The sequence below is a fragment of the Pseudoalteromonas sp. AOP7-A1-14 genome (assembly GCF_052376275.1).
In the GTDB taxonomy this organism is placed as follows: Bacteria; Pseudomonadota; Gammaproteobacteria; order Enterobacterales; family Alteromonadaceae; genus Pseudoalteromonas.
The window spans coordinates 1-13,515 of sequence record NZ_JBQSVO010000103.1; the positions used below are offsets into that span (position 1 = coordinate 1).

The 13,515-nt window shown below is 39.7% G+C and carries 10 protein-coding genes and 1 pseudogene; 6 read left to right on the top strand and 5 right to left on the bottom strand.

What is annotated here, in order from left to right:
* Both ACT3RM_RS14145 and ACT3RM_RS14150 read left to right on the top strand, forming a co-directional pair.
* Positions 1–1,031, top strand: a pseudogene (locus ACT3RM_RS14145) (metallophosphoesterase); the annotation flags it as partial.
* Positions 1,032–1,722: 691 nt separating this feature from the next.
* The gene (locus ACT3RM_RS14150; RefSeq protein WP_441834397.1) at positions 1,723–2,307 is read left to right on the top strand and encodes a uracil-DNA glycosylase family protein; all 585 of its coding nucleotides are present in this window, start codon (positions 1,723–1,725) and stop codon (positions 2,305–2,307) included.
* On the opposite strand, the gene ACT3RM_RS14155 is transcribed toward ACT3RM_RS14150, so the two are convergent.
* Positions 2,308–6,360, bottom strand: a complete 4,053-nt coding sequence (locus ACT3RM_RS14155; RefSeq protein ID WP_441995147.1) for an SNF2-related protein — start codon at positions 6,358–6,360, stop codon at positions 2,308–2,310.
* A 115-nt stretch (positions 6,361–6,475) separates the two neighbouring features.
* Complete coding sequence (locus ACT3RM_RS14160) at positions 6,476–7,030, bottom strand: short-chain dehydrogenase (protein ID WP_441995145.1); 555 nt, start codon at positions 7,028–7,030, stop codon at positions 6,476–6,478.
* A 221-nt stretch (positions 7,031–7,251) separates the two neighbouring features.
* Here ACT3RM_RS14160 and arfB point away from each other — a divergent pair, with 221 nt between their 5' ends.
* Positions 7,252–7,665, top strand: a complete 414-nt coding sequence (gene arfB, locus ACT3RM_RS14165) for an alternative ribosome rescue aminoacyl-tRNA hydrolase ArfB (RefSeq protein WP_441993442.1) — start codon at positions 7,252–7,254, stop codon at positions 7,663–7,665.
* Positions 7,666–7,859: 194 nt separating this feature from the next.
* On the opposite strand, the gene hemH is transcribed toward arfB, so the two are convergent.
* Positions 7,860–8,879, bottom strand: coding sequence for a ferrochelatase (gene hemH / locus ACT3RM_RS14170; protein ID WP_441995143.1), 1,020 nt, complete (start codon positions 8,877–8,879; stop codon positions 7,860–7,862).
* Positions 8,880–9,171: 292 nt separating this feature from the next.
* Between hemH and ACT3RM_RS14175 the strand changes: the two genes are divergently transcribed.
* From ACT3RM_RS14175 to arfA, 3 genes are all read left to right on the top strand, one after another.
* Positions 9,172–9,354, top strand: a complete 183-nt coding sequence (locus ACT3RM_RS14175; protein ID WP_441995141.1) for a hypothetical protein — start codon at positions 9,172–9,174, stop codon at positions 9,352–9,354.
* Positions 9,355–9,357: 3 nt separating this feature from the next.
* A complete protein-coding gene (locus ACT3RM_RS14180) occupies positions 9,358–9,825 on the top strand; it encodes a hypothetical protein (protein WP_441995139.1) in 468 nt (155 codons plus the stop codon).
* Positions 9,826–9,909: 84 nt separating this feature from the next.
* Positions 9,910–10,110, top strand: a complete 201-nt coding sequence (gene arfA / locus ACT3RM_RS14185) for an alternative ribosome rescue factor ArfA (RefSeq protein ID WP_441993438.1) — start codon at positions 9,910–9,912, stop codon at positions 10,108–10,110.
* 230 nt (positions 10,111–10,340) lie between these two features.
* Here arfA and ACT3RM_RS14190 read toward each other — a convergent pair whose 3' ends face one another.
* On the bottom strand, positions 10,341–11,846 hold the full coding sequence (locus ACT3RM_RS14190) for a phospholipase effector Tle1 domain-containing protein (protein WP_441995137.1): 1,506 nt from the start codon (positions 11,844–11,846) through the stop codon (positions 10,341–10,343).
* Positions 11,847–12,061: 215 nt separating this feature from the next.
* Positions 12,062–13,366 (bottom strand): NAD(P)/FAD-dependent oxidoreductase, encoded by a 1,305-nt coding sequence (locus tag ACT3RM_RS14195; RefSeq protein ID WP_441834406.1) that lies wholly within the window; start codon positions 13,364–13,366, stop codon positions 12,062–12,064.
* Positions 13,367–13,515: the final 149 nt, after the last annotated feature.

A 13,515-nucleotide genomic window follows, 5' to 3' on the forward strand; every position in this document is an offset into this window, starting at 1 on the left:
CCGATGTTAAAGCGCAGTGGATTGCAGATCAGTCTAACAACCAGCAAACATTTTTAGATATTTTCTCATTTCCAAATGACGGTGTTGGAGGTGAAGAATATTATGCTACAGCGTTTGGTGATGTATTTATTATTTCAATGAACGTGTCGAGAATATGGCGCTCTTGGAGTGTATCTGGCGATAGTAAATCAAAGTTTGTCGAAGGGTTAAGTACGCTTGAAGACCCTCAGCAGTGGGGCTTTGGTGAATTTATGTTTGAATCTTTTGATAAGAATTCAGACCAATACGCGTGGCTTGAGACCGTGATGCAAAGTGAGGCATTTAAAAACTCAAAGTACAAAGTGGTTATGGCTCACCAAGGAGTATTTGGTTTAGGTGACAATACTGTGCCGGTTTTATCTGAACCTGTAATGCAGTTGGTTGAAACTGTCGATGGTGCACAAAGTATGACGGAATTTACTTTTCCGCTAAGCGCTCAAACGTGGACGGATACCGTTGAGCCCATGCTTGAGAATATAAGCGAAGTGCGCTACCAATACCCATTAGCAGAAGATGTTTGGTTCAATGACATTGAGCCTCTGTTACGTGAAAACGGAGTTAATCTTGTTCATATAGGCCACTCGCATTTATGGAATCGAGCTCAAGTGGGTAACTTACATTATTTAGAAAGTTCAAATGTTGGTAATTCGTATGGGGCCTATTATGTCGACACCAGTGGCGAATATACTGATGATGTTCGTTCTGGTTATGCTGATTTTTGGGATGATGTAAACTCAGAAAATCCACGTTGGTCAATTACTAATTATCCGCCTAACGGTGATCCACAAAATCGCGTTATGAGCTTCCCTAATGTGTTTAGCCCTATGAGTATGGAAAACGAGAGTTATCCTGATTTACCTTTTGTAGCAAGTAACACGCTTTCTGTTTTCTCCATCTTAGATACCGGGACAGGTACAGTTCAAAGTTATGTATTTGACCCGAGTAACTTGGATGCAGAAGTACAATTATTTGATGAATTTTCTATTCAATAAAAAATGCTGGGCACTGGTTTAATCCAGTGCTCGTTACTTTTTACTGAGTCCACTAGGTTACAGATCTCGTGCTACGATCAAATTGTCTCTAGATTAACCCAACTTAAACTCTGCAAGGTAACAGATATTAGTTAGTAAAATAGTGATCTGTCATATATAGATTCATTTCCTCCAGATGCTAAGCCAATCGGCCCGGTTTGAATAAATGTCGTTGAGCTTTTTATCATAAAAATAACTTTTTATTTTGTATAAATATCAATGGCTTGTATTTTATTTTTTGATTTTTTTTAATGTGAGTTTTAATGTTTTCTCAGATCACTATTTTACTAACCTCGCTTTTAATAAAGCTCACTTGCGAAAATATAAAAGTCACTGTACCCGCGGGTCCCTTTGCCTTTTAGCAACATATAGGGCTAGTAATTAAATACTAAGTAATTGAAAGTAATGTATTTTATAGTTGTTTCTGCTTTTTTTTGTATGATTTTTTTTGCATGAGTTGCATGCAAAAAAAATTTATAATGTATTAATTAGTTGATCATGCCTGTAAGTGCTATCGTCAATTAACTAAAAATAGACGGGCTAGAAAGTAGGCTGTTAAAATCATAAAATATATTAATAATAATTTAAGCTGTTGAATTTAATCGTTTTAAAATTGCTTTATGATAGCCAGCTATAGAACAGGAGAGCAAAGGTGACTGAGCAGTTATTAAAACAAGTTAGTAAATGCGTGATCTGTGAACCTCAGCTGCCACTTGGCGCACGTCCGGTGGTGCAGTTTGATCCTGCAGCACGTATTTTAATTGCTGGCCAAGCTCCTGGCTTAAAAGTGCATGAAACGGGAAAGCCTTTTAATGACGCCAGTGGTAAGCGCTTACGCCAGTGGCTAGGGCTCAGTGAAGATGATTTTTATGATGCTAGTAAAGTGGCTATTTTACCGATGGGTTTTTGCTACCCAGGTAAGGGAAAGTCGGGTGATTTACCACCGCGTAAAGAATGTGCGCCCGCTTGGAGAGCCCAGCTATTAGCGGCGTTACCGAATATTGAGCTGACAATTGTGCTCGGTAAATATGCCCAAGCGTACCATTTACCAGAAAGTAAAAGCGTACCGTTAACTGAGTTGGTAAAATCGTGGCGTGAGTATTGGCCAACTATTTTACCGTTGCCTCATCCTAGTCCTCGCAATAATATTTGGCTTACTAAAAACCCATGGTTTGAGGAAGATGTATTACCCGCGCTTGCCCCACGGGTAAAAGAGATACTTAAATCGGACTTGTAATTATTCGTCCAAATCATGGTTGAGTAGCGCTAGTAGCTGATCTTTTGATAGTTGCCCTGCATCGCCACTGCCCGATAACACTTTGTCGGCAAGCGCTTGCTTGTGTTCGTGTAATTGCAGGATTTTTTCTTCAATGGTGTTTTGTGCAATTAAGCGATAAACCGTTACTGGGCGTGTTTGGCCTAAGCGGTGCGCGCGGTCTGATGCTTGTTGTTCAACTGCTGGGTTCCACCATGGATCTAAATGCAGTACATAATCGGCGGCGGTTAAATTAAGCCCTGTGCCACCGGCTTTAAGGCTAATTAAAAACAATGGAGCATCACCATTTTGAAATTTATCGACTTGTTGTTTGCGCTTTGCACTACTCATGCTGCCATCAAGGTAGCAATATTCAATTTTGCGCTTTTGTAAGCGTTGCTCTACTAATTTAAGTACATCTACAAATTGGCTAAATATGAGCGCTTGGTGATCGTTCTCAAGTAATTCTTCAATAATCGAATCAGCGGTATCGAGTTTACTTGAAGTGAGTTTACTGTGCTCAAGTAATAATTGTGGGGCAATACAGGCGCGGCGCAATTTAGTTAACGACGCTAAAATAGTAATGTATTGGCTGTCTTCTTTACTGGCTTGCTCAAGCGCATTTAGGCGTGTTGCTTCGTATAGTGCTTGTTCTTCATCGCTTAATGCAAAGGTTAGGTTTATCTCTGTTTTTTCAGGGAGCTCTGTCAGTACTGTTTGTTTTTTACGGCGCAGTATAAACGGTGCTATTAATGCTTTAAGAATATCAGCTTGTTGTTGGTTTTTATCTGCATTACCAAAGCGCTTTTTAAATACGGGTAAAGTGTGTAAAAAACCCGGCATTAAAAAGTTAAATAGGCTCCAAAGTTCGCCTAAATGGTTTTCAATCGGAGTGCCAGAAAGCGCTACTTTAAACTGGCCATTTAAGGCAAAAGCGGCTTTTGCACGTAAGCTGAGCGGATTTTTAATGGCTTGTGCTTCATCCAGCACAATGTTAGCAAAAGAGTGCTCGGCAAGTTGCTCGCCAATTAATGGCAATAGGCCGTAGCTGACAACAATTAGGTCACTGGCTTTTGCATTATCTAATACATCGGCGCAGGATGCTGCGTTATCAATGTTTTTAACTGTTAATGAAGGCGCAAAACGCTCGGCTTCTACTTGCCAATTATTGCCTACCGATTTAGGCGCTATGACTAAGCTTGCGCCTAATTGGCTGCGCATTTGTAAGACACAAAGTGTTTGTAAGGTTTTGCCTAAGCCCATATCATCGGCAAGGCAGGCGTTAAGGCCCCAATTTGCGAGTTGCATCAGCCACTTAACCCCTACAATTTGATAATCACGCAGGGTGTTTTTTAAATGAACAGGTATTATAGGTTCGCTGGTGTTGTCAAATTTGGCTAAGCGTTGTTGCCAGCTTTCGCCATAGCTTACATCACCTAAATCAGCGACGGTTTGATATAACGGCAATGCACGGCTGTTGGCAATACGTAACTTGTCATCGCTTACGTCTTTGTCTTGGCTTTGCATACCTTCAAGGCGATTAATTAACTTAGTTAAACGCTGATCTAATAATAAAGAGTTTTGTTCGTCAAATTCAATAATACTGCCGCGACGAGGTGCGTTTAACAACGTTTGTAAGGCGTATATATCGCCACTGGGTAAAGTTATATTGCCGTTTACACTGAGCCAGTCACTGTCATCATTTAGGTTTAAAGATAAGTGCTTGCTGTTGGCAACTTTCATACCTTGGGTGTTTTCATCCCAGCTTAATACTAATGCCTTGGCTTGGTGCGCCTGTTCAAGAGATTCAATGGCTTGGCTAATATCCTCTGGTAAAAAGAACTGCTGTTGAGTACTTTTGTGCTGATAACTTTTATTATTGAACACCTCAGCCAAGTTTTTTAACAGCTTTTTAAAAGCACGTTGTTCGGCTTTTAAATCACGTTTAACAACGCTGCTGTTAGTGCCATCTTCGCTATAAACTAAGGTTGTAGCCCCTACACCAGGCTCAAGCCAAGGACCATCGACAGAATGCGGCATTACATAAAAGTTTACATCAATCCCCATGTGGGTCAGTTTAATAACTGCCGCCAGTTCACAGCTTCCTTGGCGGACATTGTTAATATCGGCAAACTCTGTACGTTCACTACTTATATGGTGCTCTGTGGCGAGTTTTTTTAGCGCGGAATTAAGTGCGGGAAGCCTTTCTTCGGTTAAGTTATTAGGCTGGTTGGCAAGCATTGCATCGAGTTTTAATTGTTTTTCATCAACTGCAAATACTTGGTAACAATTGTCGTGGCTATGATTAACAATAAAGTCGCCATCAAGGTCGTCAATGGTGGGGTGCATCACTAATTCAAAGCAATCATTACTATTTTGAGCAATTTCGATAATAAACTCACCTTTAATAAGCTTAATTGCATCGCCTTTAATATTTTGTAAATCATCAAACCCCACTAATGCCTGTAATACGGCGCTGGTGGCTTGCACTTCTTTATAACCAAAGCCCGCGTGATTGCTGATCACTTGGATAAGTTTACGGTCTGCATCTGTAAGCGCTTCATGGTACTGCGCGTAATCGAGTTCATGAATATTAGTTTTTCGGCCTTTAGTCCATTCGCCTTTTGCGTTAACTTGCTGCACTTTTGCTTGAATAAGTGGTAAATCTAAATGGGTGAGGTCAAGCTGCCAAATAACTCGTTGTTCGGACTTTGGCTCTTCAAGATGACTAATATCATCAAGCCAACGTTGCCATTGTGCTACACGAGTAAAGTGCGTTAATAAACCATTGCTAGGTAATGGCGTATCTTCTTTTAGCCAAAGCGATAGGTGCATGCATTGTTCACCAAGCCAGTGTTGGTGCGGTTTTATAGCATCGATGAGTTGGTTGAGTAACGCGTCATGCGCCCTTAAGTTATTTATTTGCTCATCGGTTGCATTTTTTATTAATGCTAATAATAAACAGAAAAGCGGCGCTAAGGCGTTAGGGTTACTTATGAATTGTTCGAGTATTTTAATTAAGCGATAATCTTTAAATGTGCTTATTTGTTCGCTTTCTACCAAAAATTCAATGGCTTGATGGCTGTGGCTTAGCTCACCTAAATTTTTTCTATACCAGCGCTTGATGGTTTCTAACTGTTTAATACCTGCGCTGGTATTACCGGCGAATAAACTGACGGTGTACAAAAGTCCTGTAATTTCACTAGGGTAAGACCCTTTGCCAAACTTTTTACGGTAAGCCTTTAAGGCATTTTTATATTGTATCTCGAGTGCATCTAAGGGCGCGCCCTCGATTGCATTTTGATTTACTTCAATAAACTGTGCTAACGCACGGTCTGATTTGTCGTGTAGTAGTTCATCAAAATGGCTATTTTGTTTTAAGACTGCCAAGCTTTCATTAAGGTAAATGAGTTTATTATTGTCAATGTTGTCGGCGTTGTCTTTGGCTATTAGAGGCCATGGTATATCGCCAGTAAGGTTAAAAAATTGGCCATTTATAAAGTGCTCAGCGCAGGCATGTTGCCACTGGACTGGTAAGTTTTGCCAAAGTTGATGGCTATATGTTGATTGTGCAAGCAGTGTTATAAATTGGTAATCGACTTCTTTTTCAAAGTCTATCTTAAACTGTAATGACGACTTAGGTTTTTGTTTTTGAGAGTCAAACAGATAAAACATAAATACCAGCGCACCATTGTTAAAATGGTAAGTGTTGGCAAGCTCTTTTAAAAACACTGCTGTAAGGTCTTTATTATCGGTTAACATGCTTATCGTCGCATAGACAATCGCATCAATCGAAAGCTGATAATGATCACCAAAAGGGCGTTTCCAAATAAATGATTCTTGCGCTAATTGTTGAGTTATAGCTGTCACTTCTTTTGGTGAAAACGAATAACCTTTCTTAAAATGATCAAATATGCGATTAGCGTATTGCTGCGGTGAGTTTTTAAAGCCATAAGAGGATTCACTTAATAATAGGCTTAATAAAACACAGAGCTTTTTTTTCTCATCGGTGGTGGTTACGTTTGGAAGTGTCATCAATGGCATATAAAACTAACGTTAGCTGCAAGATGTCAAAGATTATATCTTGGTTGTAGGCAATAAAAAAGCGACCGAAGCCGCTTGATTTTTATTGCTCAGCGATGAGAATAAGTTATTTTACCATCGCAAATAATTTTTGAAGTTGTGGCATATATTCTTGCACTAAGCTTACATTGCTTTCGCTTACTTCTGTAGAGCTATCAGCAGTACTTGAAGAACCACCCAGTGCACTCATCATAGAGCTTGCGCTTGAAGCTGATGAACTACCTGAGCTGTTAATGCTACCCATTAACTCGTTTACTTTAGCTTTGTTTTCGTCAGATAAACCTGATTTTAAGTTCTCTAAGTAAGCCATTGAAACTTCGCTACCTACAGATACAAATTCTTCAGGTGTAAAGCCATACTCAGCAGTTAATGCTGAAAACTGTTTATATAAATCGTTATCTTTAAGCATACTCAATGCACTTGTCGCCATGCTTGAATTGCCTTCACTGCTACCTAGCATGCTTGCAAGGTTTAAATTGTCAAGTTCAGGTTGATCTTGCGACCATTGTGCTACAGCTGGCAGTGCTTCCATATAGCCTTGTAGTTCACTTTCAGTGATATCTTCAGCAATGCTTGAAAAGCTCATGGCTAATAACCCTAGAGAGAGTAATACTTTTTTCATGTTTAAATCCTTTGTTTTTAATATGCTAAATAGATCATTTTAAATTAAGTTTAAATAGACTCACTATGCTAATAAAATTAGAGCATGCTGACATGTAATATTCATTACACTTAAAAATAGCAAGCTTAATTATAAAATTAAGTTAGCAAAATACCCAGCGCTATTTTGGACTATACCCTAAAAATGATACAATACAATTTTGAAGCAAGCAGCTGAACACAATGTTAATTATTTCAAATACCGTAACAATTGATGAGTGGGAAGTCGAACTTTCTGCTATTCGCGCTCAAGGTGCCGGTGGACAAAATGTTAATAAGGTCGCTAGTGCTATCCATTTACGTTTTGATATTAATCGCTCAAAGTTACCTGAATTTTATAAAGAGCGTTTGCTAAAGCTTAATGATAACCGGCTAACAAAAGACGGCGTTATCGTCATTAAAGCCCAAAGCCATCGTACCCAAGAATTAAACCGAGAAGATGCATTAGCGCGTTTAAAAGAGTTAATTGTCAGTGCTACAAAAGTACAGCGAGCGCGAAAACCTACAAAGCCTAGCCGTAACTCTCAACGTAAACGTATGGACAGTAAAACTAAGCATGGCAACACAAAAGCATTGCGTGGTAGCGTTAAGCTTTAATCTGCATTATACGGTACTGTCCTTAGGCGAGCTTGAGCCGACTCCATACGTTCATGTTAATCATTTTTTCTGCAATTTCAGCAACTTCTTGTTCGTTAAACGCTTAGTGCGGGTTTTAAAATCTAACAATTATAAATGTTACGGCCTAGTTTGTTTATTATGTAACAGACTGGGCCGCATCACGGTGCAAGCGGTTACAGCATCGGTTTTAACACATCAAATAGTGCTGCAATGTGATCGTCTCTGTCGTTAAGTGCTTTTATATAGCGATATTTTTTGCCGCCAGCGTGTTCAAAAATTTCGCGGTTTTCGCCTTCAATTTCTTCAAGTGTTTCTAAACAGTCGGCGCTAAAAGCAGGGCTGACTATAGCCACATCGTCAATCCCTTCTTTTGGAAAGCTTTCTAGGGTGACATCGGTATACGGTTTTAACCATTCTGCTTTACCAAAGCGACTTTGAAAAGTACTCATAAATAGGTCTTTGTCTAGCGCTAGCTTTTCAGTAACTAAGCGGGTGGTTTGTAAACACAAGCAATGGTATGGGTCGCCATTATCTAAAAATAACTTTGGCATGCCGTGATACGAAAAGACCAATTTTTTTGGGGTGCCATTAGCTTGTAAGTCTTCACTTATGCTGTTGGCTAGTGACTCAATGTATTGCTTGTTTTTATGATAGCCGTTTATAAAGTGTAGCTCGGGCACCCAGCGCCATTTTTTTAATTCCTTAGCAACCGCGTCAAAGGTCGAGCCGGTGGTTGGGCTTGAATATTGAGGATAAAGCGGCAAGACAATAATGCGGGTTAAGCCTTTGTCGCGTAGCTCTTCAAGGCCTGCTTCAATGGAAGGGTTTCCATAACGCATAGCCATTACTACTTCGGTATTTGTATAACCTTGTTGTTGTAATAGCGTATTGAGTTTGTCGCGTTGCAAGCGGGTAATATGAGTGAGTGGCGAGCCATTGTCGGTCCAAATACTTTTATATAATTTTGCGGAGCGCTTAGGGCGTACACGTAAAATAATACCGTGTAGAATCATCAGCCAAATTAAACGCGGAATTTCTACAATGCGCGGATCGGATAAAAACTCTCGAAGGTATACCCTTAAAGCCTTAGTCGTCGGTGCATCTGGGCTGCCTAAGTTAGTCAGTAAGATGCCCGTTTTTTGATTAAAACGGTCATCATGAGGGTTGTCGGTTACGGCTGAAAATCGCGACACGCAAAGCTCCTATTGAGTAAATAAAATAAAACTTAATTATTACAGCTTAGCTATTATAACGAGCTAATGCTTATTTGTGATCACTTTCTGGTGTTGATTTGATCATGACTCTAAATAGGGAGGTTTTTTTAGCTTAAAACTGCTGTCACTTTACACTTTATTTTTTACTTAACACATGGCTTTTAGAGGTGCTAATAAGTTAGTGGTAACACCTTAAGGACTAACCTGAACTTGCAATACATACTCAATTAGCTAGGGTAAGAATGTAATTATATTTTAATTAAGGGTTGTTATGCTCAATTCAAAAAGTGTATCGGTTTTAGAATCATTTTTAGACACACAAACACATGATAATAAAGTAACTATTGATCACGTTGTGGGTTTTGTGAGTGGCTTACTTGCCTGTTCAGAGTTTTTTGGAGAGGCTGAGTTAGCCCATTATATTAGTGACGATTGTGACGGTGTTTATAATTAGTTGATGAGCGATACACCGGAGCGTGGGGCGTTGATTGATATACTCGATAGTATTACCGATGTTCAAGTGGCGCAGAGTAACTTATTAGCTGCACTTTATCCTCATCATGAAAATGAAAAATCACCTAGTGAGCCATTACAAAACTGGTGTAGTGGTTACTTAGCTGCTTATTTAGTTAACCAAGAAGTGTGGCAACTTGATTTTAACTTTTTACTGTCATTAGAAACTAGTGATGATCAAAAGCGAAAAGATGAAAGCCAGCAATTTGTAGATAACTTTGAAGTGACATTAAGTTTATTGGCTACTTTTGCTATGTGGCAAGAAGCCCAAAGTGAACACCCCAATCCAGAAACCTTAATAGATGGATTTACATTGTTATATACGCGTTTAGACGAAAGCTTAACTGTTATTGCCTCAATGGCATTAATGTTAGAGGATGATAAGCTCGAACAATGGGAAGAGGAAGGTTAGAGATTACGGTTTGCTGCTTTAAAAAAACATTTGTGTTTTTTTACGTTAGGCATACAATCCGCACAACTAAATTAGGAGCAATCAATGAGTAAAAAGAAAGCAAAACCAGTTCAATCAACATCATCTGTTGATACCGGTCGTGGTGTAATTAAAGACAATGCATTAGCTGCATTGGTTACCTCAAAAGTTTTTAAGCCACAAATTGTCAGTGCTAAAAAAGGCAAAGGTGCTTACAAGCGTAAAAGTAAACATTCAGGACAAGAGTCCTATTTAATCGCTGCTTAAAAAAAGCGTTGATTAAATAGGGCTCTGCGATTGACCTCTACGGTGCATAGAGCAATGTAATACTGCCAACTAACGATAAGTAGAATTGTCTAGATGGTTGTGATTGTCAGCGTAGAGTATAAAAGCTAAGTGGCAGACTCAAGGTAATGAGCTTGATCAAATAGGTGCTTAATTTAATGTTTAGCCTACGCTTAGACTAAATGTCATGAGTTTAAGTCATAATTTAAACATTACCCTAGCCGTTTAACGCTTAGTTTTATACTTCCTGCATTTGCGCCATAAAAACGCATTAAATCATTTGCAAAGGGGGTAAATTCACCTGATTGAGTTATTTTAAAATCGCCGCCATCAGCAATTTCAAATGCGTGATCATCTGTATTTGCTATTGCGCCTATTAAAGAAAACCACGGCGCATGGGTTAGTCGTCTAAAAGGTTCAAGTAATGCCATGGGGATTTCTTTTACCCCTAGTTTTATCTCATCGCGACTCCAACCTTCAGGCCCACATTGAATGCCATCGTCATACCAGGTTTGATTATCAAGTGCTCTAAAACGATAAGTAGCGCCTTGCTCTAGCATTAATCCCGTGGTGTTATATTGCTCTGCAGCATACACTGTGACTTGTTTACTTTCACCAACTTGTAAAATGGTCATGTTTTGATTTTCAAGCGCAATATGCTCACTAAGGCCAGTAAAAGCGAGGAGGGTGTGGTCATTGTATTGAATATTATAACGCGTGTTTTTTAACGATTCTGGACGGTAACTAGATAAATGATAGATACGTGTCGTAACGCTTTGGTGTACTGTTGGCAAAACTGTACTGGGTTCGTCATCAACAAGGACACAGCATTCACGGTCAATAAGCTTAAATAATGGGTTAAACCAAAAGTAATTTTGTTGGTGGCTTAATGCTAGTGGATCTGGGGCGATGGTGACATCGTCTTTTGCTATTAATGCCGCATTAATATGCTCAGTTAATGTGGAGTAGTCAATCTGTTGACTGGTTAAAAAGTCTAAACCAATGGCTTGTTTAAGTAGCCATTCAATGCTGTAGCGCAAGCAAATATCAGCCAAACCATCGCGGTAGTATCCGCCACCAATATCTGAATGGGCGCCCGCAAACCATATTTCGTGAACATTTTGTTGTTGGTTGATAAGAGTGGGTTCAAAGGCTCGACGTTTTTCATCAAGTGCCACACAATGTAGCGCAGAGTTAATATTATGCGCTAATGTGTGGTTTTCAAAAATCACATGTTCGGCTCCACGCGTTGCTTTAGTTATTTTGGATAAACCAATCGAGGCAACTGTATCAAAGACACACAAATAAACGTCTTTGCTAATAAGTGGCTCTAAACATTTTGCAAAGCGTCTGGCAAGTGCCGCGCCGCGACTAAAACCCGTTAGTAATACTTTATCGCCTAGTTCGTAGTGATGTTTAAAATCATCAATAGCTTGGTTTAAAATACTGCTTACATCGTCAGTGCGCGGAGCTAAAGATTGGTTCAAAATGCGTTTTAGACGGCTACCCTTAGTACCAATGCCTTGATAATAAAAGCTTCGTTGTTGAATGAAGGGAGTTTCTGACTGGTTATTGAGTTGGCCACCGAGTAGTAAGTGGAGTTTTAAAATATTAGAGATACTGGCATCTTCTTTAAAGTTAGCAGAGCTAAATTGTTCTGCATCCCGGGGTTCACTACCTGTACCATCAAAGTTGAAAATCAGCGTTTTAGCCGTCATAGCATCATTCCTTTTACGTGGTTTTTCTAGGGGCGACTAACTCTTTGTTACCTATATTTATGTAGGTAAGGCGCGTGAGCAGGACGCGAAAGCTTTGCTAGAATTTTCCTTAGCCCTTTTGAACAAATATTAAACCTGCAAGGTCAACAGACCTTAATCTACACCGCAAATATTAAAAATTAAAGACAGTGAAACGCTCACTGTCTTTTCATGCTTTAATGCAACTTCATTTTTGGCCTAACTACGCGCAGAACTTTTTCGCTGATCCATAGAGCAAAGGTTTTTGCACTGCCATGAATAGCTCGTTGGTGCATTCGATAAAGCGAAATATACATAAAGCGCGCTATTTTACCTTCAATAAAAAAGCTATTACTGGTTAAGTTTCCCATCAAGCTGCCAACAGTACTATAGCGAGATAAGTTAACTAGTGAGCCATGGTCGCTATATTTAAAGCCATTTAATGGTTGCTGGCGAAGCGTTGCAATCAAGTTCTTTTCAACGCATTGCGCCATTTGATGCGCTGACTGCGCACGTGGTGGGACAAGCTTGCCATCTTCTTGGGTGAATGCGCAGCAATCACCAAGCACATAAATTCGTTCGTCACAGCTACTTTGTAAATAGTCATTAACCATGATTTGATTATTACGAGTAAGCTCAAAAATGCCTAATTCTTTAACAAAATCCGGCGCCTTTACGCCTGCAGCCCAGACCATAATATCGGCGTTAATTTGTTCTTCATCTTTAGTTATAAAGCCGGTTTTGACCGCTTCTTTTACTTGGGTGTTTTCACGTACGGTTACGCCAAGCTTTAGTAGCTCACGCTTTGCTGCGCTGGCAATTCGCTCGGGAAGCGCAGGTAGTATTCTTGGTCCGGCTTCAATTAAATGAATATGCAAACGTTTAGCCGACATGTTGGTAAGGCCGTAAACTTTTAATAGCTCAGATACATGGTAAAGTTCAGCCGAAAGCTCAACACCCGTTGCGCCACCACCAACAATGGCAATATCTAATGCGTGCTGTGGATCATCGTCTTGATGTAAGCGAGTAAAGTTATCAAGTAAAGCATGTTGAAAACGCTCAGCTTGTTGGTTTGAATCAAGATAAAAACAATGATCTTTAATACCTGGGGTATTGAAATCGTTACTGACACTACCAATAGCAATCACTAAATAATCGTAGTGAACTTGTCGTTCAGGCAAAATTTGATGACCTAACTCGTCATTAAGGGCGTTTAAGGTAATGGTTTTATCGTTATTATTAAGGCCACTAAAAGTGCCGAACTGAAAGTTATAATGATGTTTTGCGGCATGGGCAGAGTAAACAACGCCATCTAAGTCAGCATCTATTGAACCTGTCGCTACCTCATGCAGGAGGGGCTTCCATATGTGAGTGCGGTTTTTATCAATCAGCAGGATATCTGCTTGTTTTTTCTTTCCTAGTTTATGTCCTAATTGGGTTGCTAGCTCTAAGCCGCCAGCGCCGCCACCGATGATCACGATTTTAGGATGTGTAGTTATCATTATGTTGCCCTCAAAAAGTAGTGTACCTAAGTAGTCTGAGTAAACTACTTAGGTACAGCGCCTAAAAGGGCTGTACCTTAGCAACCATGCAATTGTGCGCCTTTAAAAATGAAAAGGCAAAGAAATCAACTGCTAAAAAAGGTAACATG